This is a genomic window from Mucilaginibacter sp. dw_454, from assembly GCF_018449775.1.
Classification (GTDB): domain Bacteria; phylum Bacteroidota; class Bacteroidia; order Sphingobacteriales; family Sphingobacteriaceae; genus Mucilaginibacter.
In genome coordinates this window covers 656356-679273 of the sequence record NZ_JAAVVB010000001.1, presented here as the reverse complement: position 1 = coordinate 679273, position 22918 = coordinate 656356, and the positions used below count along the sequence as shown (strand labels likewise).

Annotated in this window: 21 protein-coding genes; 8 read left to right on the top strand and 13 right to left on the bottom strand. The window is 43.0% G+C overall.

What is annotated here, in order from left to right; genetic code table 11:
• Positions 1-6 precede the first annotated feature (6 nt).
• Genes HB679_RS03065 through HB679_RS03055 form a run of 3 tightly spaced genes read right to left on the bottom strand, consistent with a single transcriptional unit; the run spans position 7 to position 1599 of the window.
• Positions 7-495, bottom strand: a complete 489-nt coding sequence (locus tag HB679_RS03065; protein ID WP_214070461.1) for a hypothetical protein — start codon at positions 493-495, stop codon at positions 7-9.
• On the bottom strand, positions 492-830 hold the full coding sequence (locus HB679_RS03060) for a Rieske 2Fe-2S domain-containing protein (RefSeq protein WP_214070460.1): 339 nt from the start codon (positions 828-830) through the stop codon (positions 492-494). The genes HB679_RS03065 and HB679_RS03060 overlap by 4 nt, the downstream gene beginning before the upstream one ends.
• A 4-nt stretch (positions 831-834) precedes the next feature.
• Positions 835-1599: a hypothetical protein gene (locus HB679_RS03055; protein WP_214070459.1), complete on the bottom strand. Its 765-nt coding sequence runs from the start codon at positions 1597-1599 to the stop codon at positions 835-837.
• A 174-nt stretch (positions 1600-1773) separates the two neighbouring features.
• Between HB679_RS03055 and HB679_RS03050 the strand changes: the two genes are divergently transcribed.
• Both HB679_RS03050 and HB679_RS03045 read left to right on the top strand, forming a co-directional pair.
• Positions 1774-2397 (top strand): 7-carboxy-7-deazaguanine synthase QueE, encoded by a 624-nt coding sequence (locus HB679_RS03050; protein WP_214070458.1) that lies wholly within the window; start codon positions 1774-1776, stop codon positions 2395-2397.
• 39 nt (positions 2398-2436) lie between these two features.
• Entirely contained in the window at positions 2437-4335 is a 1899-nt protein-coding gene (locus HB679_RS03045; RefSeq protein ID WP_214070457.1) for an OmpA family protein, read from the top strand.
• 8 nt (positions 4336-4343) lie between these two features.
• On the opposite strand, the gene HB679_RS03040 is transcribed toward HB679_RS03045, so the two are convergent.
• Positions 4344-5054 (bottom strand): hypothetical protein, encoded by a 711-nt coding sequence (locus HB679_RS03040; RefSeq protein ID WP_214070456.1) that lies wholly within the window; start codon positions 5052-5054, stop codon positions 4344-4346.
• Positions 5055-5143: 89 nt separating this feature from the next.
• Positions 5144-7336, bottom strand: coding sequence for a DNA helicase RecQ (recQ, locus tag HB679_RS03035; protein ID WP_214071242.1), 2193 nt, complete (start codon positions 7334-7336; stop codon positions 5144-5146).
• Between the two features lie 251 nt (positions 7337-7587).
• Between recQ and HB679_RS03030 the strand changes: the two genes are divergently transcribed.
• Both HB679_RS03030 and HB679_RS03025 read left to right on the top strand, forming a co-directional pair.
• A complete protein-coding gene (locus tag HB679_RS03030; RefSeq protein WP_214070455.1) occupies positions 7588-8673 on the top strand; it encodes a mannose-1-phosphate guanylyltransferase in 1086 nt (361 codons plus the stop codon).
• Between the two features lie 158 nt (positions 8674-8831).
• Complete coding sequence (locus HB679_RS03025) at positions 8832-9236, top strand: DUF1761 domain-containing protein (protein ID WP_214070454.1); 405 nt, start codon at positions 8832-8834, stop codon at positions 9234-9236.
• A 110-nt stretch (positions 9237-9346) separates the two neighbouring features.
• Here the strand turns inward: HB679_RS03025 and HB679_RS03020 are convergent, their stop codons facing one another.
• Both HB679_RS03020 and rlmB read right to left on the bottom strand, forming a co-directional pair.
• Positions 9347-9715, bottom strand: a complete 369-nt coding sequence (locus HB679_RS03020; protein ID WP_214070453.1) for a DUF1801 domain-containing protein — start codon at positions 9713-9715, stop codon at positions 9347-9349.
• A gap of 110 nt (positions 9716-9825) precedes the next feature.
• Complete coding sequence (rlmB, locus tag HB679_RS03015) at positions 9826-10587, bottom strand: 23S rRNA (guanosine(2251)-2'-O)-methyltransferase RlmB (protein WP_214070452.1); 762 nt, start codon at positions 10585-10587, stop codon at positions 9826-9828.
• Positions 10588-10836: 249 nt separating this feature from the next.
• Here rlmB and dnaB point away from each other — a divergent pair, with 249 nt between their 5' ends.
• Positions 10837-12393 (top strand): replicative DNA helicase, encoded by a 1557-nt coding sequence (dnaB, locus tag HB679_RS03010; RefSeq protein ID WP_214071241.1) that lies wholly within the window; start codon positions 10837-10839, stop codon positions 12391-12393.
• 352 nt (positions 12394-12745) lie between these two features.
• Here the strand turns inward: dnaB and HB679_RS03005 are convergent, their stop codons facing one another.
• From HB679_RS03005 to HB679_RS02990, 4 genes are all read right to left on the bottom strand, one after another.
• On the bottom strand, positions 12746-13147 hold the full coding sequence (locus tag HB679_RS03005) for a DUF5655 domain-containing protein (protein ID WP_214070451.1): 402 nt from the start codon (positions 13145-13147) through the stop codon (positions 12746-12748).
• Between the two features lie 3 nt (positions 13148-13150).
• A complete protein-coding gene (locus tag HB679_RS03000; protein WP_214070450.1) occupies positions 13151-13381 on the bottom strand; it encodes a hypothetical protein in 231 nt (76 codons plus the stop codon).
• A 398-nt stretch (positions 13382-13779) separates the two neighbouring features.
• Positions 13780-14562, bottom strand: coding sequence for a prolyl oligopeptidase family serine peptidase (locus tag HB679_RS02995; protein WP_214070449.1), 783 nt, complete (start codon positions 14560-14562; stop codon positions 13780-13782).
• Positions 14563-15046: 484 nt separating this feature from the next.
• Entirely contained in the window at positions 15047-15940 is an 894-nt protein-coding gene (locus HB679_RS02990; RefSeq protein ID WP_214070448.1) for a winged helix-turn-helix domain-containing protein, read from the bottom strand.
• Between the two features lie 101 nt (positions 15941-16041).
• Here HB679_RS02990 and HB679_RS02985 point away from each other — a divergent pair, with 101 nt between their 5' ends.
• The 3 genes from HB679_RS02985 to HB679_RS02975 all read left to right on the top strand — a co-directional run bounded on the left by HB679_RS02985 (position 16042) and on the right by HB679_RS02975 (position 19786).
• Positions 16042-16638, top strand: coding sequence for a hypothetical protein (locus HB679_RS02985; RefSeq protein WP_214070447.1), 597 nt, complete (start codon positions 16042-16044; stop codon positions 16636-16638).
• A gap of 123 nt (positions 16639-16761) precedes the next feature.
• Positions 16762-17853: an exo-alpha-sialidase gene (locus HB679_RS02980; protein ID WP_214070446.1), complete on the top strand. Its 1092-nt coding sequence runs from the start codon at positions 16762-16764 to the stop codon at positions 17851-17853.
• Positions 17854-18103: 250 nt separating this feature from the next.
• Positions 18104-19786 (top strand): gliding motility-associated C-terminal domain-containing protein, encoded by a 1683-nt coding sequence (locus HB679_RS02975; protein WP_214070445.1) that lies wholly within the window; start codon positions 18104-18106, stop codon positions 19784-19786.
• Positions 19787-20017: 231 nt separating this feature from the next.
• On the opposite strand, the gene HB679_RS02970 is transcribed toward HB679_RS02975, so the two are convergent.
• The gene (locus HB679_RS02970; RefSeq protein WP_214070444.1) at positions 20018-21349 is read right to left on the bottom strand and encodes a serine hydrolase domain-containing protein; all 1332 of its coding nucleotides are present in this window, start codon (positions 21347-21349) and stop codon (positions 20018-20020) included.
• 304 nt (positions 21350-21653) lie between these two features.
• A complete protein-coding gene (chrA, locus tag HB679_RS02965; protein WP_214070443.1) occupies positions 21654-22853 on the bottom strand; it encodes a chromate efflux transporter in 1200 nt (399 codons plus the stop codon).
• Between the last annotated feature and the right edge of the window lie 65 nt (positions 22854-22918).

Sequence of the window (22918 nt, the reverse complement as noted above, 5' to 3'; positions counted from 1 at the left end):
TAAGAATCAAGCGTCAGGATTTGTTCTTCTTGATTCTTGACTTTCAACCCTCGACCCATTCTCGCCCAAATAATCAACCGGCACCTGGTAGTTTTCATTCTCATCGTTCCACACCATTGAGGTGATCTTCCAACTTTCGTCTATCAGAACATATTGAATGAAATTGATACCACGGATCATCTGGTCTTGCTGGTAATCAGAAAAGCTGCGTTCATAAACGCTGATGCGCTGTGCTATTTTACCAAACAATTCGGTTCGTGAATAAATTTCGTGTTGGTTGAATTGATTCGTCTCTCCCAAGGCAACCTTCGACTCCAGTTCCTGCACAAACGATTCAGCGGTATATAGAACCATTTGTTTATCGCTGTTGTTAATCAGTAGCCCATCACCGTGAAATATGGATTGCAATGATTCAATATCCGGAATCAATCCATTTTCAAAACTGATGTTATCGTAAAATTCTGTGGTTAATTGATCTATTGCTGTTACGCTCATTTAAATACCTGTTTAATTTTTTCTAAAAAGGAATCGATGCGGATGTAAATGCCGTCGTCCCGTATTTCAACAGGATAGGTATCTACAAAATCATGCTGACCGGGATCGCCCTTGCCTGTATGTATGTCATACGAGTAACGGTGAATAGGGCAAATAAGTTTTCCGTTTTTGCACCAGCCGCCGCTCAGTTCGCCACCGGCATGCGGGCAGGTTGATGACAAAGCATAGATGCTACCGTCATAGCCTACCAGGCAAATGCCACGTCCGTTAACTTTTACTTTTTTGATAAATGGCTGGTCAGTGTATTGAAAATCAGGTATTTTATACCAGGCCATAGTTTTAGAAATCTATTTTCAGGTTCATCACCGTTGGGTCCTTAATCACATCATCCATGGTGGTGGTGAGTGTAACATGGCGACGATCGGCAGAGACAATAGCTCTGGGATTGTTTACCTTTTTTACCGGCCTGGCAAAATTCAGTACTACTTTATACGGCATATCTATTAGCATGGCTTTAGCCATTACCAGTGTATTTTGAGTCTTCTTGAGAAAAGCGTTGAATTTAGCTTTGTCAATAATGCGGTAAAATTTGTGCGGGGTAACATCGTATTGGTAATAATCCTGTCCGCCTAACAATTCTCGTGCGTCATAACCATGGGTTTGTTTTGAACTTTTAGTTACTGCATCCAATTGACTATTCATTGAGATTTTGGAAAGATGATCCAAATAATACTGCAAATCATCTGCATCTTTAGCCATATGCGTGATACTCAACTTCATGACGCTTTTTTGCAGATCCATTTTAACAGACAGGTTGCAGTTGGCTGCCAAGGCTAACTCGTCTTTACTAAGCTTGGTTTCCAGGCTATCCGGCATTGCCGCCAAAAAGCTCATTGTAGTATCTTTAACTAAATTAAACTGAGGTGTTTGTTTAACTGAATCGGCGAGTATATTCTTAAAAACTTCAACAGCGCGGCCCATGTCAAAACCATAAACCACATTACATGAACCGTCTAATTTAAAATCATAATGCTCCTCTATGTCCACGCATGAGGTGAGGCAAAAAAGCAGGCATGAAAAAATTAGCAGGTAAGGCTTCTTCATCTATATCAAAGCTAGGTATTTAAGCTGAAAGCAGAAAGACCAAAGCTTAAAGCCTTAAGTTTTAAAAAAGTTTAATCTTTACGTCAGCTTATTGTCGCTTTCTGCTTTAGTCTTTCTGCTTTAAGCTTGAAAGCTTTCCGCTTTAAGCTCAAATAACTACCTTTGCGCCCTATTATGGCACACCAGGTTCCGGAAGACGGCACATTGCTTCCTTTAATGGAAGAGTTTTATACGATACAGGGAGAAGGATACAACACCGGCAAGGCAGCGTATTTTATCCGGCTGGGTGGCTGCGACGTGGGCTGCCATTGGTGCGACGTTAAAGAAAGCTGGGATGCCGAACTGCACCCGCTAACCGCTGCCGATACGATCGTTGAAAATGCCGAAAAATATCCCGGCAAAGCTGTAGTAGTTACCGGTGGCGAACCGTTAATTTATAACCTGGATTACCTTACTGCTCAATTACAGGGCAAAGGCATCAAAACGTTTATTGAAACTTCAGGTGCCTATCCCCTGTCTGGTCATTGGGACTGGATCTGTTTGTCGCCAAAAAAATTTAAAGGTCCTAGTGCGCATATCGCGCAGCATGCTAATGAGTTGAAGGTGATTGTCTTCAATAAATCTGACTTTGAGTTTGCCGAACAACATGCCGAACTTGTTTCATCTACTTGCAAGTTGTACTTACAGCCTGAATGGTCTAAAGCCAAAGAGATGACCCCGCTTATTGTTGATTACGTAATGAACAACCCAAAATGGGAAATATCTTTACAGACGCATAAGTATCTTAATATCCCTTAATTTTTTAACTTAGCGTGTACCATTAGGCGCTAAATTAAAATGAAAAGTGTATTCCTTACATTTTTATTGCTGTTTTTAACTGTTTGCGTTTTTGCGCAGCAGCCCTATTCTACCACCAATCAGGAGGCTATAAAAAACTACGCGCTGGGCAATCAGGCTATCGACGAGCATAGCTATCCTGAAGCTATCGATTTTTTGAAAAAGGCCATTGCTGCCGACGATAAATTCGTAGAGGCCCACGCCTTGTTAGGCAACACCCTGCATCTTACAAAAAACAACAAAGGCAGTATAGACGAATTTAGAAAGGTTATTGCTTTAAATCCTGATTTTAGCCGCGCCATATACATGAAGGTTGCCGATATGGAAATCTCTGAGGCTCAGTACAAGGAGGCTACGGCCCATCTGCAAAAATTCCTGTCATTACCAAATAATGCGGATCGCGACCGTGATTATGCACAGAAGTTACTAAAGGACTGCATCTTTGCTATTGATGCCATGCAGCACCCGGTGCCGTTTAAACCCGTCAACATGGGGCCTAATATCAACACCACTAATGATGAATACTCACCGGTATCTACAGCTGACGATAAGACCATTATTTTTACGCGACAAATAGCCCAAAACGAAGATTTTTATCAAAGCGATAAAACTAATAACCAATGGCAAAAAGCAGTGTATCTGAGCGACCGTATCAATACGCCAAACTATAACGAGGGTTCAGAATCTGTATCGCAGGACGGTAAATTTTTGTTTTTTACGGGATGTAATCGTCCTGATGGTCACGGGCGTTGCGATATTTATGTCGCCACAAAAAAGGGCGACGATTGGGGTAAGCCGTTTAGCTTAAGCCCCCCGGTTAATACCAGTGGCTGGGAGTCGCAGCCTTCTATCAGTGCCGATGGCCGCACGCTATTTTTTGTGAGTAACCGTAAAGGTGGATATGGTGGATATGATATCTGGAAATCGACGTTAGGAGACAAAGGCTGGAGCGAACCGGAGAACTTGGGACCTAATATCAACACCGCTTATAACGAACAATCGCCATTTATACACCCTGATGATAGCACGCTCTACTTCTGCTCTAATGGATGGCCGGGAATGGGCAACCAGGACCTTTTTGTAAGCCGCCTGGGTAAAGATGGCAAATGGCAGGTTCCTAAAAACCTGGGCTACCCTATCAATACTAATGGCGACGAAAGCGGATTAAGCCTTAATGCTAGTGGTAACCTGGCTTTTTTCTCGTCAAACAAACTAGACGGTTATGGCGGCTTCGATATTTATACCTTCGAGATGCCAATGGAGCTGCGCCCGCATATGGTAACCTATGTTAAAGGGTTTGTAAGCGACGCCAAAACGCATCAACCGCTCCAGTCGGCGGTAGAGATCATCGCACTGGAAAACAACCGCCCTGTTTATCAAGACTACAGCTCTGAGGACAAAGGCGACTTCCTGGCTACGATAACCGCCGGTCAAAACTACGGCTTAAATATCTCCAGACCCGGCTACCTGTTTTATTCCGAGAATTTTTCGTTGGTTGGGCACACCTCCAGCAATCCGTTTTTTATAACGGCTTTGTTAGAACCTATTGAGGTGGGTAATAAAGTTATCCTTAAAAACATCTTTTTTGACACTAATAAATTCCAACTAGAGCCGGAATCGAAACCGGAGTTACAAAAGTTGATCGAATTTTTACAGTTGAACCCTACAGTGCATATTGAAATTTCGGGCCATACCGATAACGTTGGTAAAGATGATTTGAATCAAACTTTATCAGAAAACCGGGCAAAATCGGTTTATAACTTCCTGATTAGCGGCAAAATTGATCCGGCGCGGATGGTGTTTATAGGCTATGGCAAAACACAGCCTTTGGCACCAAATGATACTGATGAAAATCGGGCTAAAAACCGCCGCACGGAGATTAAGATTACGGCAAAATAGTTGGACCTTTATTTATCAATCAAACTATAAATAATTTTATTCAATCGTCTGATAAACTTAACTTGATGGTTGTAGGCCACCATAAAGATTTTATTTTTTTCTTTTAAGCCATCAACGAGAAGAGGTTTTTGCAAATCATGATATTCCCTATTTAATTTTAGTTGCTCGTCCCCTTTTGCCGAAGCCTTGGCAAAATTATAATTCCTGCAATTTGAAATAAAATTATTAACGCTTACGAGTATATTTCCTTCTAATTCCATAGTTGATATTGCCAGCTCTCTTTCTAATTCCAAAAGTTCCAAATCATGTAAGTATAAATGCAAATTGTCTCTCGCTACGTTAAAAGCGAGCTGCTTTTCATTAAAAAACAAATCTATAGAAGTAAGGCTTTCAAAATTGTCGTATGAATAATATATCAGTGAAAAAGAATTTAGAGCATTTAACCAATCAGAGTATTTTAAATTTATTTCAATCAAAGCATTTCTCTCAAGGGTTTTTATATCCGTAAAACTTTGATTGTGTAGATTTAATTGACTTTTCAAATATTCGGTATCGTCATTATATTGTTTTTTTACCTCTTCAACAAGTTGAGTAATCTTAGCGATGTCTTGTTGCGTTGCTAAATTTTTTCCTTTTTCTTGAAAAAATGATTTAACAAAGGCCAAATATAAGCCAATTAAAATGGCAACACTTTCTAAGATTATATGTGTTATCTCCATATATTATTTAAAACTTTGCCTTTAATTTAGCGCAATACATGCGCATACAACAAAGGCCTCCAAATTGGAGGCCTTTGTTGTAATGTTAGTTAGTTTCCTAATTCTGACATGAATTTTATCCGCATCAGCTGTACTTCTTCGCGGGTATAGTCATCAGCGCCCAGCTCGGCCAACGCGTCGTCTATCGAGTCTATTTCGGCTGTACGGAAGTAATCAAACACTTCTTCCTGCTTGTCCTCATCTATCACCTCATCTATATAATAGTTAAGATTGAGTTTAGTACCCGAGTTAACGATGGTTTCAACCTCCTTCAACACTTCCTCGTAAGTCAATCCTTTTGAGGCAGCTATATCGTCGAGATTTAAATGCCTGTCGATATTTTGGATAATGAACACTTTCAATGCCGATTTATTGGCAGCACTTTTAATCACCATATCAACCGGACGGTCAATATCATTATCCTCAACATATTTCTTGATCAGATCAATAAACGGAGCGCCAAACTTAGAAGCTTTGCCCGCTCCTACGCCCGATATTTGTTTCAATTCGTCCTGCGTGATAGGATAATGCGTACACATCTCCTCTAAGGACGGGTCCTGGAACAACACAAACGGTGGCAAACCTTTTTGCTTCGCTATTTTTTTGCGCAGATCTCTCAGCATTTGCAGCAACTCTGTATCCAGCGCCCCTCCTCCCTGTTTGGTGTCGTCATCGCCACCATCATCATCAGCAGGCTCTATGGCGCGGTTCAAGATAAACCGAATACTGTGCGGGTTATCTAAAAAAGAGTGCCCCAGCTTGGTTAAACGCAATAAACCGTATTGATCAATATCTTTTGACAAATAATTATTCAGCAATGCCTGGCGCAGTAAGGAGTTCCAAAGTACTTCGCCGTCGTCTTTACCGGTGCGGAAAAGCTCCAATAAATGATGCTCATAATTATGCACCTGCTGGGTTTCAACACCCATTAATATATTGATAATGTGATGATCGTCAAACTTCTCGCCTGTTTGCTTGATTAAGTTTAACGCCTTGTGTAATTGCTCCTCAGCATCAAAATATGTTTTTTGCGCGCAGCAGTTGTCGCACATGTTATTACAACCGGCCTCGTTAAAATTTTCGCCAAAGTAATGCAATAACTGCTTACGACGACAAACAGACGACTCGGCATAATCAATAACTTCTTTCAGTATCTGGGTGCCGATCTCGCGTTCAGCAACCGGCTTATCTTTCATGAATTTTTGAAGCTTGTCTACATCTTTTTGTGAGTAGAAAGCCACACAAACCCCTTCGCCACCATCACGGCCGGCGCGGCCGGTTTCCTGGTAGTAACCTTCCATGCTTTTAGGCACGTCGTGGTGTATTACGTAACGTACATCGGGTTTATCAATACCCATCCCAAAGGCAATGGTAGCCACAATTACGTCCACATCTTCCATCAGGAATTTGTCTTGCGTATCGGCACGTACTTTAGGGTCAAGGCCGGCGTGATAAGGCAAAGCCTTTACCCCATTTAATGCCAATACCTCAGCCACTTCTTCTACCTTTTTACGGCTCAGACAGTATATAATGCCCGATTTTCCCTGGTGCTGTTTTACGTATTTAACAATCTCTTTGATGACATTTCGCTTGGCACGTACTTCGTAGAAAAGATTTGCGCGGTTAAACGACGATTTGTAGATCGTCGCATTATTCATCTGCAGGTTTTTTTGGATGTCCTGCTGTACTTTAGGCGTTGCGGTGGCCGTTAAAGCTATGATAGGTATATCGTCGCCAATATTGCTGATCACCTGGCGTATTTTTCGATATTCGGGCCTGAAATCATGCCCCCACTCTGAGATACAATGCGCTTCATCAACAGCCACGAACGATACGTTGTTCAAGCGTAAAAAATCAATATTTTCTTGTTTGGTTAATGACTCGGGCGCTACGTAAAGCAACTTGGTTTTGCCACTCAGCACATCATCTTTTACTCTAACTATATCGGCTTTGGTTAATGAAGAATTTAAGAAATGCGCAATACTGTCTGATCCGCCGAAGGCTCTTAATTGATCTACCTGGTTTTTCATCAGTGCGATAAGCGGCGAGATCACAATAGCGGTACCCTCGCTCATTAAAGCGGGTAGTTGGTAACACATAGATTTACCACCACCTGTAGGCATAATTACAAACGTATCATTACCGGCCAGGATGTTGGTGATAATCGCTTCTTGCTCTCCTTTGAAATTATCGAACCCGAAAAAGTTCTGGAGGTTGTCAAAGAGCGATTTTTTTGTCTCTATCATTATAGGTACTCCTATTTATTGTAATAATTTGAAAGTTTAAAGTAACAAAAATTTATGAATAAACGATAGATTTACTTTAAAATTTTATACTAAAATGATTATCCGTTAAAAAACAATTTGTTTATTTATCCTTTTATATGCTTATGCGATTTGTGCGGACAACAATATCATACCGGTTAACGATTACTTAACAGATAAATGCCCACATTTGCTGCAACAATACCAAACTAAATTTCTACAATAACAACATGAATAAAAACTATTATGCCATTATTATGGCGGGAGGTATAGGAAGCCGTTTTTGGCCTATAAGCCGTACCTCGCACCCAAAACAGTTTATTGATATTTTGGGCACCGGTAAAACGTTAATACAGCAAACGTATGACCGTTTTTTAAAAGTATGCCCTAAAGAAAATATTTTTGTTGTTACTAATGAAAGCTATACCGAACTGGTAAAAACCCAGTTGCCAGATATGGCCTACAACCAGATACTAACCGAGCCGGTAATGCGCAATACAGCGCCCTGCGTAGCTTACGGTTGTTTTAAAATAGAATCTATCAATCCGGATGCTGCTATTGTTGTGGCGCCGTCAGATCACCTGATTCTTGACGAAGCTGGTTTTGTAGCCACCATCGAAAAATCATTACAAACTGCTACAAAACACCAGTGCCTGGTAACCCTGGGTATTAAACCGTCTCGCCCGGATACAGGTTACGGTTATATTCAATACACTGAAAACGTTATTGACGGCGACTTCCATAAAGTAAAAACGTTTACCGAGAAGCCTACGCTGGAGATTGCAAGAACCTTCCTGCAAAGCGGCGACTTCTTGTGGAACGCGGGGATCTTTGTATGGTCGGCCAAAGCTATTGTAAAAGCATTTGAGCAATACCTGCCTGAAATGAATGATATTTTTGCCGAGGCACGCCCGCATTACAATACCGAAAATGAGCGCACCCACGTAAACCAGGCCTATATGCAATGCACCAATATCTCTATCGATTATGGTATTATGGAAAAGGCTGACAACGTTTACGTTTTGCCATCAGAGTTTGGTTGGTCAGATTTAGGCACCTGGGCCTCTATTTATGAGTTGGCTGATAAAGATTACGTAGGCAATGCGGTTATCCCGTCAGAAAAAGTGATTATGTACGACTCGTCGAACTGTATGGTGAATGTACCCGAAGATAAACTGGTGATTTTACAAGGCTTGCATGATTACATCGTGGTTGAATCAAACAACACACTACTGATCTGCCCGCGCGACCAGGAACAAAACGTTAAAAAAGTGGTTGCCGATGTGAAGCAACAGTTTGGGACAAAATATATTTAAGTTTAGTGATTAGAGATCGGGGGGCTAGAGATTAGTTTCTATCGATGGTCTACTTATAAAAACAAAAATCGCCTGATAATCAGGCGATTTTTGTTTTTATTTCAAAATATTTTTTATAAATTTAATTTGATTAACGTCACAATTAAACCCTAAAAACTATGAACCCAGCTTTGATCAATTGGCCCGCCGTTTTGGTGGCGGCTCTTTCTTCTTTTGTTATCGGCGGTATTTGGTACAATCCCAAAGTATTTGGCACCGCCTGGATGGTGGACAGTAAACTTACCCAAGAAGAGGTGCGAAGCGGCAACAGCGCCAAGATATTTGGCTTTACTGCTTTGTTTTCTTTAATATCATCGGCAAACCTGGCCGCTTTTTTGGCAACGCCTGCTACCACCACGTCATGGGGTGCCACCGCAGGCTTCCTGGCTGGTATCTGGACATTTGGTGCAATTGCCACGCATAGCTTGTTTGAGCAAAAAAGCTGGCGACATATTTTTATTAATGGACTTTACAGTATGGTAGCGCTGGTGGTGATGGGTGCGATATTGGGCGCCTGGAGATAATTGAAATATGTAGAGACGCAATATTTTGCGTCTTAGGCTTGCGATTCGACACGCATATACATCTTGCGATGATGCGGACAGAGACGCAAAATATTGCGTCTCTACAGTTGTTATTTTATTTTGATTATCCCTGAACGGTACAGATCGAGCGCTTGTTTTATTAGATCTTCAATGTCATCTACGGGCAAATCCTGATCAGGTTCTACAAACAGAATTTTCATCCTGGCGCGTTCTCCTAAAATCAAATCAGGATGATTGAGGTGTTTGCCTTCTACAAAACCGATGTAAGGTTTGTGGCTAACCTTATCTGCCCACAAATAGCAAAACATTTTGCCCTTATAACAAAAGAAAGGCATGCGGTATTTCCATTCGGCGGTAACGTCTTTGTCTTGATCTAAAATAAGCTTTCTAAGCGCAAGCAGACATGAGTTTACTTCATCGCTATGCTGTAAGTAGAAGTTATCCAGGTCGCTTATCATAGAATATCTATTCAAAAAATTGTCATCCTGAGCATAGCGAAGGATCTTACACGCCATACAAAGCAAATTTGATAAGATTCTTCGCTACGCTCAGAATGACAAGACGGTTTTTAACCTAACCGCTGCCTAATCGCCTCGTACAAAATTATCCCCGTAGCCACCGACACATTCAAAGACTCGATCTCGCCATACATCGGTATTTTAGCCAGGTGGTCTGCTATGCGGATGATATCGTTGCGTACGCCATCTTCTTCAGACCCCATGATGATGGCCGTTGGTGCGGTATAATCGGGTTTATAGATATACTCTTGCGTTTTTTCGGTGCAGCAAACCAGTTGCAGGCCACTTTCCTGCAGAAACTTGATGGTCTGCATAAAATTATCATGACGGCATACCGGGATCTTGTATAAAGCCCCTGCGGATGTTTTGATAGCGTCCGGATTAATTTGCGCCGAACCCTTTGCCGGTACTACGATGGCATGTACACCGCTGCACTCTGCAGTACGGGCAATGGCGCCCATGTTACGCACGTCGGTAATAGAATCCAACACCAAAATCAATGGTACCTCTCCTTTTTCAAATACCTGCGGAATGATATCTTCTATTTTCTGATAAGTAATTGGCGAGATAAACGCAATCACACCCTGGTGGTTTTTCATGGTGATGCGATTCAGCTTCTCTACCGGTACTTGTTGTGCCGTGATATTATATTCGGCCAGCAGTCCTTTTAGCTCCGCCAGCAGCTCGCCGCCGATGCCGCGTTGTATGTATAATGATTCAATTTCTTTACCTGCTTTGATGGCCTCAATAACCGCGCGGATACCAAAAACTACCTGGTTGCTTTCGCGGGGTTCCCTGTTATTATTATACATTTTGCTATTAGATTATGAGCGCAAAAATAGCCATATTAATTAACTTTGTACCGCGGGAGGTTATGCTGCGATTGATTGTATAAATTTTAGGTGTAAATAGCAAAATCGAGTTACTAACAACGCTATAGAAAGGGCGTTTTACAGTCAGAATATTTATTTACCAACAACGGACTGTTAACAACGCGATTTGAAAAAAAAAGTAATTAACTATAGGTAAATCCGCCGCTTTTTAGTATATTTTTGATGACCATGATTTTCGAGAACGATAACCAATACAACAAGCAAAATGCCAGCGATAAACGCAGCCGGATTACCAACCCAACCCCCTACACCGGTTTAGGCAAATTGCCCCCGCAAGCTATTGATTTAGAGGAAGCTGTATTGGGTGCCCTGATGCTGGAAAAAGATGCCCTGTCGTCTGTTATTGACATCCTGAAACCGGATGTGTTTTACAAAGACAGCCATCAACGAATCTTTAAAACCATACAATGGTTGTTCGAAAAAACGTCGCCGGTTGATATTTTGACCGTTACCTCGCAGCTGCGTGCCCAGGGCGAGCTGGAAATGATTGGCGGCGCTTATTATATTACCGAGTTAACCAATCGTGTGGCGTCTGCCGCTAATATTGAATACCACTCGCGTATCATCATTCAAAAATTCATTCAGCGCGAACTGATCCGTATTTCTACAGATATAATTACAACAGCTTACGAGGATACTACCGACGTACTGGACCTATTGGACAAAGCCGAGAAGAACCTGTTCGACATCGCCCAAAATAACCTGCGCCGCGATTCGCGCAAAATGGACGACCTGTTGCAGGAAACCTTAAAAGAAATTGAAGCCCTAAAAGATAAAAAAGACGGCCTAACGGGTGTAGCCTCCGGCTTTACCGACCTTGACCGTATGACCTCAGGCTGGCAAAAATCCGACCTGGTGATCATCGCCGCCCGCCCTGCGATGGGTAAAACCGCTTTCGTATTAACCTGTGCGCGTAATGCCGCGGTTGATTTTGAAAAACCTGTGGTGGTATTTTCTTTGGAGATGTCGTCGGTACAGTTAGTTAATCGTCTGGTATCTGGCGAAACCGAGATCGAGCAGGAAAAGATCCGTAAGGGTACGCTAGAGGAATGGGAATGGCAACAGATCCACTCTAAAATTGGCCGACTGGAACAGGCCCCGCTGATTATTGACGATACCCCGGCGCTGAACATCTTCGAATTCAGGGCTAAATGCCGCCGTTTAAAATCGCAGTACGATATCCAGCTAATCATCATTGACTACTTACAACTAATGCACGGTAAAAGCGATGCCAAAGGCGGCGGTAACCGTGAGCAGGAAATTGGTAGTATCTCGCGTGCCTTAAAATCGGTAGCTAAAGAATTGAACGTACCAGTTATTGCCCTGTCGCAGTTAAGTCGTGCGGTAGAGAGTCGCCCGGGTGCTAACAAAAGGCCAATGCTTTCAGATTTACGTGAGTCGGGTTCTATCGAGCAGGATGCGGATATGGTACTGTTCTTATACCGCCCTGAATATTACGGCCTGGAAGTTGACGAAGACAATAACCCAACCAAAGGCGTGGGCGAGGTTATCATAGCCAAGCACCGTAACGGCGAAACCGGAACTGTGCGACTGAAATTCGTTGGTAAATATGTGAAATTTACGGATTTGGACGCCAACGATTCATTCCAGCCAACCGGCAGCGCTTTCACCGGCCTTAACCCATCAACAGATTTTGATAAGCCGAGCAACTTTATTATCCGCCCGTCAAGAATGGATGATATGGAGGATGAGCCGCCGTTTTAATTTGATGTCGGAATTAAAAGATCTGTCATTGCGAGCGCAGCGTGGCAATCGCGAATTTACCCAGCTTCTTTGCGATTGCTTCGTCGTTCCTCCTCGCAATGACAAAAGGCTATTTTCTCTTGGCCGTTGTTGGTGTTATCACCAACAAGCCGTGCGGTGGGTAATGCTAGTAACGCCAATGATAGGGGGAGTTTTTTGAAATTATATTCGTGTTGTCATTTCGACCATCGGGAGAAATCTATACACGCGCAAATCATTCGGCAACTAACTCGTGTATATATCTCTCACTACCGTTCGAGATGACATTTACATACTTGGCAGTTGTTAGTATTAGCGCCGAATTTGGTATTCCTTAAACAAGCTCATAAGACTCCCGTATATAAACAAACACCCCCGGTTTGAGTTCATCGACATTGGTTAGCCGTAGGTGATTTTCATATTTTTTACCATTGGCCACGCTTTTTATCACCGGTTTTTCTTTATGCGGCTCTTTGGAGTAGAATTTTATATCGAGCCATTTTTTCATAGGGCGGATGATGAGGAAACCTGTGCGTTTATAAAACACAATGCAGTTGGGTGTGGTACTAATTAATACTTTGGGCCAGTCGGCTATCTCTGCCAGGATCTTGTCAAAAACAAGCACCAATTCTTCGGACCGGCCTTCAAAAAGCGAGTCGAGGCTAACCCGCTTACAATAATGCCGGAAATCTTGCCAGGGCAACTCGCGCTCACATTTGGGGCAGGTCCAGCTCATGGATTAGCAGGCATCAAGAATAATCATCCACTTATTGTTGTCGTCAAGCGCATAGGTTAGCCCGTCGCTCATTTCATAAACATGCCGGCCGCATTTTTCACTATAAAAGCTTTTGCTTTCGCGAACTATCTGTCCGCCGTTATCCTGGCGCAAATAGAAAGATAATGCACCCAGTGATGGATCAACATCACTAAGTTTTTGATACTCGCCCTCTTTTACAAACGCAGAACTCATAAAATCTTTATTTTTAAGAATTCTACAAATAATGTGCCTTAATACTTTTAACCTTCGGTGGCGCGAGTATGCAGCTCGGTATTTATTATTTTTTTGTCATTTCGACCGACGGGAGAAATCTATACACGCGCAAATCATTCGGCAACTAACTCGTGTATAGATCTCTCACTACCGTTCGAGATGACAAATTTTTACTCTTACCCACCACGTCATCGCGAACGAGGTACGAGTGTGGCGATCTCCGGATAAGCGGACTAACGCAACGGTCAGAGATCGTTACGCTCGTACCTCGCTCACGATAACGTAGCGGAAAATCTCTCGGCCGTTGTTGGTGTACGTTCTCTTGATGTAATGCGGTGATAACACCGACCACAGTCCAAAAGAGTGTAAACATTTATTTATTGCATATGTTGGCTAAACAACCACTCCATAATATGCGGATCGCTATAAACAGATAACCACGACAAGTGACCGGTTTGAGGATACAAAGTAAAGCCCGGGTGCGCACCTGCCTTACGCAATCCCAGCAGCATATCTACAGAGTTTTGATTATTAACGTTTGGGTCATCGCTACCCGCGCAGATCCACATTGGTATCTTGGCCGCTGCGCCGATCTTTGAGACATCGCCGCCACCACAAACAGGCAGGGCCGCAGCAAACAGATCTGGATAACGCTCAACCGCATCAAACGTACCAATCCCGCCCATGCTCAGGCCGGTAATGTATATCCGTTTAGTGTCTACATGATAATTTTTCACCACCTGGTCTATCAACTCACGCAAAGCCTGCATTGGCGTGGTTGGTGTCGACCTTAAATTGCCTATCATTCCGTTGTTACCTCTGTCGAAATTACCCCACTGTTGGCCCGGAGGGCATTGTGGTACAATAACTACTGCGGGATGCAAGGACATCATCTGGTCTGTAGCAAAAGCCATAGCGCCCCATTTTAATTGGGCCTGATTATCTGTACCGCGCTCGCCGCTGCCATGTAAAAATATCACCAGGGGTGTACTGCGCGAGATATCGTCATCCGGGCCAAGGATATTGTAACGCAAGGTATCGCCGGCTTTGTCTACAAATTTTTCGGCAGAAAAGCGCTCGCGTTGAGCAAAAGTATTAGTTGCAACTAAACAAAGTGCGAAGCAGGCAGAAGCCCGGAACAGGTTTTTTAAAGCTCTCATTGAATAAGTGGTTGATGGTTAATATAAAGCTAGTCTTTTATGCTTGAAAATTAAATATTTATTTACCGTTAGACACGGAGACCGGCGTATTGCTGCCATTTTGGAGTATGTAGCCTCAGCTTTGGATTGGCGATAAATGAGTTTGTTTTATAGATTAACGGTATTTCAATGCTGCGCCTGGCCGTTGTTGGTGTTATCACCAACAACTCGCCCGGTGGGTAATGCTAGTAACCCAATGATACTTGTTGGTGATAACACCAACAAGGGCGGACAATAGGTATGCAATATCATCCGCCTGGCGCGCAGAGATTGCTTCGTTCCTCGCAATGACGCTGTGTTGATTTTTTAAACGAATTGTTACTTTCGGTTCAATAATATATCATTTCGGTGTGCGCCCGATGGCCCCCGCTACCGCAAGCGTCCCGCTTGTGGAATTTAGGCTTTTTAATTTACCACAAGTGGGACGCTCGCGGTAGCTATATAATTAAGAGGCAACCTCCAACTTATACCCTCTCCCCCTCACAACAATAATATTGGTGTTCGGATCACCTTCCAATTTCTTCCTCAATTTTGATATAAACATATCCAGGCTGCGCCCCACAATAACACCCTCATCTTCCCAGATCTCTTTTTGTAGCCGGCTTCTTGCTATAGTCTCGTTAGGCGACAACGCGAAAATGATCAGCAGCCGCGTTTCCGTCCCGGTTAGCTCTATGGTGTTATTATTTATCACTAACTGGCGTTTCTCCGCATCAAACAATACCGAACCAAAATTGAATATCCTGGTGTGCTGATCGTTAGTTAAAGCTTTCCGCGGCTTAACAGATCTCAAGAAAATAAAACCAACAAAAGCCAGCAATGGCAGGCTGCCCAGCAGATACCCATTCTTTGTAGTAATTATGCCTGTTGGTTTAAATTTAACGTTAACCAGGTAACGTCCTTTGGGTTGCGTCCTTCCTCTGCAGGGAATAATACTATTATCTGCTTTATTTTGCGATATGGCATAGCCGTAGGCTACTTTGGAGCTGCCGGGGTTAAGCACGTTAACCACATAGTCGCGCGATAGTGGGTTTTTGGCCAGTAAACGCTTGGTGGTGTTAACCAACGAGTCCGGTTTAAAAGCAAACTCCTTCTCAAAGCTGATCTGGTATTCGTTTTCGGCGATTTTTTTTACCGGGAGCACTCTTGAGGTGCTATCGCCCGACTGTAATAGCAGTTTATCTCCTATCCTCCGCAGCAAAACTTCCCTCCTTGCCATATCAAAGTCGTCATCGCCGCTCATGCTGAAAGCTGCACAGATCAAAGCAATGAACGAGAGTAATAGCAACCCGAACAGGTACTTGCGTTTCCCGGAGAGCAAATTTCGGCTAAGAACCATATTGTCAAGTTTTTATTTACAAAGTTTACATTTTTATTTACAATCCCAATCCTTCAAGCCGAAAATATCAAAGTAATTTTGCTGAACCAATTGATTAGGATATGAAAAATAAAAGAAACGTTTTGCCCTGCCTGATTATTCTGCTTACAGGAGTAATTTATTTTACCGTACAGGCTCAGCAAAAGAAAAGCGTCAATCGCGCTAACTTTTCTGGTGAATGGAAATTTAATAAATCGAAAAGTCAGCTTGTTGAACAGTTTCCGCTGTGCATATTCGGGAACGATCGCATGAGATCTAAAACCATGAAAATAATCGGATACAAAGATTTTCTAACTGTCGAAGTAGAAAGTCTGTCTCCTGATGGGGCGCTGGTTACAAATCAACAGAAACTGATGTTCGACGGTAAAAAAAGGGAGGCCACTTATGTCGGAAACCCAAGGGACGAATCTACCGCAAGGTGGTCTGATGATGGCCGGACTATGACTGTTAACTCGGCCAGAACAATGACAAACCCGGTTAGCCCCCTTCATACATTCAATACAAATGTTGAGGCGGAGGCTATTAAAGTAACAGAGGTTTGGACGTTGATTAATGATGGAAAGTCTATGGCTGTCCAGGTCAAATCACACTCAAACTCCGGCGGGAATAGCATGACGCTGGTGTACGACAAACAACAGGCTGCGGATTACCGCTTCTAAGGCGTGAATTATAAACGACGCTGAGGTACAACCATGCTAACGATTTAAAACTGATTGGATATTGTTCCCGTCGCGTACTTTCTGCTACTCTTAACCAATATATTTTACTTAAAATTTAAAAAAATGAAAAGATTATTTGTATTTGTTCCGGCTATCTTGCTGGTGTTAGTTCTGCTAAATTCTTTTGCGCTAAAAGAAAAGAACCCAATAAAAGAAGGCAAATCACCGGCTATTGCCAACATCATTTTTAAATCTGCTGATGGCGGACAAACATGGCAGGACATTAGCGAAGGACTCCCTGAAGGATTGCAGAAAACAGGTGTGGGGGGAGCTGGTTTATTTGCAAATGACCGTGGGCTATATTTACGTGCCGGAAATGGCGTTTATCACAATGAGCCAAATTCTACAAATCTTCTTTGGACAAAAGATATTTTCCCTGGTGCCCAGCGTAACATTACCCCTGTCAAGAATGGAATAATTGCCTATAATTTCAGGGGGCAATTTTTACAAAAAATAAACGGAATAAATAATTGGTCGCCCATATATACTGATTTTCAAGAGCAAGCCGTACGCCTGGACAGAACGATAGATTGGATGTACAAGAATTTTAAAGAGCGGGAAGTACGCACCATTTTTGAAACTGCCGGGGGCACAGTTTTCATTGGCTCCAACAACAGCCTTTTTAGATCTGCCAACAGTGGAAAAACCTGGGAACAAGTGCATGTTGGAGACGGTAGCTTGAAATTAGCAGAGTCGGACGGTGTACTAATGACTACCAGCAACTATGGAATATTAAAATCGACCGATGATGGTCAAACCTGGGATCGTGTGCTTAGTGAAGGAGGCACCGGCATAGCTGTGGAACATATAGATGGGGGATTTGCTGCTATCATCTACAACGCAATAACCCAAACAAACAGTATACACATTTCACAGGATAATGGAAAAACCTGGAATGTTATAGGCGAAGAGCTTCAACCTTCCTGGTACAGTTTATTAATGAAAAAAATAGGCGTAACTAAATCCACTTCGAATATTTCATCAATTAAACAAATGGGTAAATATTTGATATGCGGCGGTTCAGATGGTATCTTCAGGTCGGGCGACATGGGCAAAACATGGAAAAAAATATCACTTCCTGATATAAAAAATTATGGCTTCAATTTATCTGTTGCAGGCAACGTGATTTATGTGCTACCAAATAAAGGATGTTAAAAAGATCCAAACGCAGCAATAATGTTTATTGCTGTGTTTAAAATAATTTGTCAAATGGCCGTTGTCGGTGTTATCACCACAACCCGCACGGATGATAATGATAGTAAGACTAATAGCCCTTGTAGGTGACAACACCAACAAAGGCGCAAAAAAAATTTCGACCTTTCTACCTTTCGAGGGTAACCCAGAGACGTCGTGGCAGCCGCCTTTTTAAATTATTATTCTATATTTAGCGCGGTACTAATTATAGATGAAAAAAATTGCCGTTTTTTTATACCTGTGGCTTGTTTTGCTGATGCAGGTAGTCAATGCACAAGTAATTTCAACTTATGCAGGCAACGGATACGACGGTGCTGGAAACAACGGCAATCCTAATTACAACGGCGACAACGGACCTGCGATCCAGGCCCAGATCAGTCCGCAATATATAGCGGCCGATTCCAAAGGTAATATCTATATTTCGCAAGGCGGGGCGTATTACACTGTAAGAAAGATAGATGCGAAAACAGGTATTATTACTACAGTTGCCGGCAATACAAAAATGGGCTATACTGGTGATGGCGGCCCGGCTACTTCGGCTAGTTTGAACGAACCTCGAGGGATTGCTTTCGATTCACATGATAACCTTTTTATAGCTGATTATTGGAATAACTGCATTCGCCGGGTGGATGCAGTTAGCGGTATAATAACAACTATAGCAGGGAACGGGAATATTATTAACGGCTATAGGGGCGACGGAGGGCCTGCCAAAGACGCTTTGTTATTTGAGCCATTTGCCATTGCTTTTGACAAAGCCGATGATTTATATTTTACTGATTTCAATAACAACTGCATTCGCCGTATAGACGCCGGCTCCGGGATTATTACAAAAGTGGCGGGAAGCGACCCACCAGGCTATGCGGGCTTTAGCGGAGATGGCGGACCCGCAGTGGATGCCAGACTATTTGCTCCGGGCAGTATTGCCATTAATAAATCCGGGGACGTTATTTTTGCTGATTTTGTCAACAACCGTATACGTCAGATCAATTCAAAAACCGGTATCATCAGCACGGTCGCCGGAAATGGTGAGGAAGGGTTTGGCGGAGATGGTGGACCTGCGGTAAATGCACAAATATACGCTCCGTGGTCGTTATCGCTTGATGATGCGGGTAATATCTATGTGTGCGACGGCGCAAATAACAGATCAAGTTACCAGGTGCGCAAAATTGACGTCTCTACCGGCATCATAAATGCTTTTGCAGGCAATGGCAGTCCTGATTACAGCGGTGATGGCGGCCCCCCACTTAAGGCGGGTATGGCTCCAAGAGGAACCGTGTTTGACAATGACGGAAATATGTTTATAGGAGATGCGGGGAGTTCCCGTGTCAGGAAAATCATTGTCGCGCCCTTAGGTCCCCCAAAAATTGATTATACCGGCACCTGTACGCAAAAAGCAACCTCTTTCAAATTGACGGCGGCCTATGTTATTGATTCGGCCAGGTGGAGTTTTGGAGATACCGGCAACACTTCAATAGAAACCTCTCCGCAATTTAGTTTTGCTGCTGCAGGCAAATATACCGTTAGCGTAACGGTGTACAGTGGCGGCAAAAGTGCAGCGGCCAATGCCGACATAAACATGATAGATTGCAGCACCTCCGGAGCTCCTGTGACACCGGGGGGATATTTTGAATTGCCGAATACCTTTACGCCCAATGGAGATGGCATAAATGACGAATTTAAACCGATATATGCTACGCCGCCACTAAATTATAACCTACTAATTTATGATCGGTATGGCAGCCTGCTGTTTGCTTCAAAAAGTATGACACAAGGTTGGAAAGGTAATTATAAGGAACACAACTGCCCCGTAGGTGTATATTACTATATAGCGACTTATCGATATGAGTCTGGAACAAAACAAACAAAATCGGGTAGTATCACTTTGTTGCGATAACATATAATCAAGGCTTTATTACTCTTGGCCGTCGTTGGTGTTATCACCAACAATCCGCGCGGTGTTGTTTAACTATCTTGTCATTTCTTCCAGCGGGATAACTACGCTCTTGAGCGCAGCGGAAACTCTATACACACGCTAAGCTTCAAGAATAACTCGTGTATAGATCTCTCACTATCGTTCAAGATGACACCTTTTTATTTGCTAACCTTGTAGTGTTTATTGCCTATATCAATCCGTTTTAGTGAAAAGATAGGTTTTTCCGCCTTGTATTAAAGTGAATGTCTTTTTAGCGGGTTCAAATGCTATGTTAACACCTGCTCTGGTAAACGAAAATTTATCATCGCCTTCGGCAGTAAGCGGAAAAGCGGGCTGACCGGTAGCTTGCCCAAATAATGTAGTCCCGTTTTTAGTTATGGCAATCTTTAGCGGCATTTGCTCGCTAGCGTAATGACCCAGATATTTATCAAGTTGGGCAGTAGTAAGGGTAATTTCTTTAAACTCGGGGATGGTGTAAGGTTTATTAAAATAAATGCTTAACGCACCTATACATATATCATTATTTGAATATCGCGCTCCATTAGAAGTATAGGCTATCGCCAGCTTGTCTTCCGGAAAATAGGTCAGTAAACTGGTGAATCCATCAATACTCCCACCGTGGCCATACCCTTTTTTCTCATAAAAAGGCATAACAAACATGGCCATACCAAAATTATCTTTCATTGTCTTCATCAACTGTAGGCTTGCCGGGTTAATCAACTTTCCTGCAAAAAGGGCGTCTATAAATTTAACAAGATCGGCGGGCGTGGATACAATAGCACCTGCCCCACCCGGGATGCTCATGTCGGTTTCGGGCATTTGGGTCCATTGCCCAGCGTAGGTGTAAGAGTAAGCTTCGTTTTTAGCCGGATTGGCTTTAGTGCCGTAATAAGTATTTGTTAAACCTATTTTTGAAGTAACGCGTTTTTTCAACTCTTGCGCATAAGTTTCACCGGTCAGCTTTTCAATGATATAACCCAGCAGTAAAAAATTAGTATTGCTATACTCCGCCTTTGTGTCCGGTTCAAAATCAGATTTCTCTTTGGCAATAATGCCGGTCATGTCAGCTTGAGACATAGGTTTGCCCATATAAGTGTGATAAAGCGAATCATTGGTAAAGTTATGAAGGCCGCTGCGATGGTCGAGCATTTCGCTTATCGTAATCTTTCCGGCATTGGGAAGTTGCGGGAAAAAAGAAGCCAGGGGTGTATCAAAGTTAAGCTTACCTTCATCAATCAATTGAAAGATCATGGTGGCGGTAAACATCTTACTAATGGAACCTATCCGATATTTGGTGTTAATGGTTGCCGGTGTTTTTAAAGTCCCATTCACCTGGCTGTAACCAACGGCCTTTTGATAAATAACCTTACCATCAACAGCTATTGTCATACTGCCCATGTTTTGGTTGTGCGCATTCAGCGCAACGAGAAAGCTATCTAACTTTGCTTTATTAAAGTTTTGTGCACAAGCCGCACCCTGTAAGAAAATAAAGAGCAATAACAAATTAACTGTTTTTTGGCGCATTATAGTGATGTTTAGATTATAAAGTTAACATTTAACGCTTTATAAAGGCTTTTATTAAAAGCCTACCATTGGTAGAAGTTAGCCCGCATTCTGCTTACAGACAAATACTTTTATCGCAACAAGCGTGAAACAAAAAAATACCTAAAAGTCATTTTTACTGTTTCATTCTGTTTCACTTTATTTTTATAAGTATATAATAATCAGCCAATTAATCAACTTTACTGTTTCACTTGTTTCATCTGTTACATACACACGTGAAACAAAACAGCAACCGCCTATCATTCCCCATCAGGGGGTTAGGGATCTAAAAGATCAGCCCCAGCGCTACCCCTATCAATATCACAAAAGGCGTTTTAATCTTAGTGAACTGCAGCAGCAAGAACGTGCAGATCATGATTGCATAGGCCATCCAGTTTAGGCCGAAGGGTTTGGTTAGTAATATGAGTGCCGTCGCCATAAAGCCTACAGCTACGGCGTTGATACCACTCAAGGAGTTCTTGATCCGCGTTATCTTCTTCAGGTCCTCCCAAAAGGGCACAATAAACAGGATCAGGATCAAGCCGGGCGAGTTGATACCGATAACAGCGATCAAGCTACCAATGATCTGCCCGCCTACACCATAACCTTGATTGCCCATCGTTACCCCGCCTAAGAATGAAGTAAAGCAGAATGTAGGCCCCGGCAGTGCTTGCTGCAAGGCATAGCCGGATAGAAACTCGGCGCCGGTGAGGTAATGCTTAACCTCCACAAACTCTGTGTACATGAGCGGTACCAGCACCTGCCCCCCACCGAAGATCAGGATACCATTACGGTAGAAGTTCTCGAACAAACGTATCGGCAAACTAAACGGCGATGTACGATTAATGATAGCACCCAGCGCAGCGAATGCCAGTAACACACCCACAAAGTACATCACCTTATTAGGGTTGGTATTAGCAAAGAGCTTAACACGCAGCTCGTTCTCTTGCGGTTGCGTTTCCAACGCAGAGGATACGATGCCGCCCAGCATAATCAATATCGGGAAGGCATAGGCATTCTGCAGGATCAGCGTAACAATGAAAGAGCCGATTGCCAGCATGGTGCTAACCCGCGTCTTCAAAAACTTGTTAGCAAACGTGTAAGTAGCATACGCCACAATACCCACGGCCATAGGCTGAATAAACTTCAGTATATCTGCTACTCTACCCCTCTCGGCAAACATCTTGTAGCTGATAGCCGCGGCGCACATAATGGCTGCCGAGGGTAAGATCCATAATAAAAACGTCGCGAGAGCTAACCACAGTCCGCCCACCTTCCAGGCTATGCCCACTAAGGTTTGGGTTGATGATGGGCCTGGCAGCACCTGCGCCAGCGCGTTTAGCTCCATTAATTCCTCTTCGGTAACATACTTACGCTTCTGCACAAACTCGCGCAGCATAACCGCAATATGTCCCTGCGGACCGCCAAAGGCACTCAGCGTATACAGGAAAGCATCGCTTAAGAAAAGGAGGTGACGTTTTCTCATGCAGCCCCCTCTAAATCTCCCCCGGTTGGGGAGACTTTTAATTTAAAGCCTTCCCTACCCGGGAG

Bases quoted from the DNA above. Each gene is read 5' to 3' on its own strand.
- HB679_RS03065 (WP_214070461.1), bottom strand. From the start codon at position 495: ATGAGCGTAACAGCAATAGATCAATTAACCACAGAATTTTACGATAAC.
- HB679_RS03060 (WP_214070460.1), bottom strand. From the start codon at position 830: ATGGCCTGGTATAAAATACCTGATTTTCAATACACTGACCAGCCATTT.
- HB679_RS03055 (WP_214070459.1), bottom strand. From the start codon at position 1,599: ATGAAGAAGCCTTACCTGCTAATTTTTTCATGCCTGCTTTTTTGCCTC.
- HB679_RS03050 (WP_214070458.1), top strand. From the start codon at position 1,774: ATGGCACACCAGGTTCCGGAAGACGGCACATTGCTTCCTTTAATGGAA.
- HB679_RS03045 (WP_214070457.1), top strand. From the start codon at position 2,437: ATGAAAAGTGTATTCCTTACATTTTTATTGCTGTTTTTAACTGTTTGC.
- HB679_RS03040 (WP_214070456.1), bottom strand. From the start codon at position 5,054: ATGGAGATAACACATATAATCTTAGAAAGTGTTGCCATTTTAATTGGC.
- HB679_RS03030 (WP_214070455.1), top strand. From the start codon at position 7,588: ATGAATAAAAACTATTATGCCATTATTATGGCGGGAGGTATAGGAAGC.
- HB679_RS03025 (WP_214070454.1), top strand. From the start codon at position 8,832: ATGAACCCAGCTTTGATCAATTGGCCCGCCGTTTTGGTGGCGGCTCTT.
- HB679_RS03020 (WP_214070453.1), bottom strand. From the start codon at position 9,715: ATGATAAGCGACCTGGATAACTTCTACTTACAGCATAGCGATGAAGTA.
- rlmB (WP_214070452.1), bottom strand. From the start codon at position 10,587: ATGTATAATAATAACAGGGAACCCCGCGAAAGCAACCAGGTAGTTTTT.
- dnaB (WP_214071241.1), top strand. From the start codon at position 10,837: ATGATTTTCGAGAACGATAACCAATACAACAAGCAAAATGCCAGCGAT.
- HB679_RS03005 (WP_214070451.1), bottom strand. From the start codon at position 13,147: ATGAGCTGGACCTGCCCCAAATGTGAGCGCGAGTTGCCCTGGCAAGAT.
- HB679_RS03000 (WP_214070450.1), bottom strand. From the start codon at position 13,381: ATGAGTTCTGCGTTTGTAAAAGAGGGCGAGTATCAAAAACTTAGTGAT.
- HB679_RS02995 (WP_214070449.1), bottom strand. From the start codon at position 14,562: ATGAGAGCTTTAAAAAACCTGTTCCGGGCTTCTGCCTGCTTCGCACTT.
- HB679_RS02990 (WP_214070448.1), bottom strand. From the start codon at position 15,940: ATGGTTCTTAGCCGAAATTTGCTCTCCGGGAAACGCAAGTACCTGTTC.
- HB679_RS02985 (WP_214070447.1), top strand. From the start codon at position 16,042: ATGAAAAATAAAAGAAACGTTTTGCCCTGCCTGATTATTCTGCTTACA.
- HB679_RS02980 (WP_214070446.1), top strand. From the start codon at position 16,762: ATGAAAAGATTATTTGTATTTGTTCCGGCTATCTTGCTGGTGTTAGTT.
- HB679_RS02975 (WP_214070445.1), top strand. From the start codon at position 18,104: ATGAAAAAAATTGCCGTTTTTTTATACCTGTGGCTTGTTTTGCTGATG.
- HB679_RS02970 (WP_214070444.1), bottom strand. From the start codon at position 21,349: ATGCGCCAAAAAACAGTTAATTTGTTATTGCTCTTTATTTTCTTACAG.
- chrA (WP_214070443.1), bottom strand. From the start codon at position 22,853: ATGAGAAAACGTCACCTCCTTTTCTTAAGCGATGCTTTCCTGTATACG.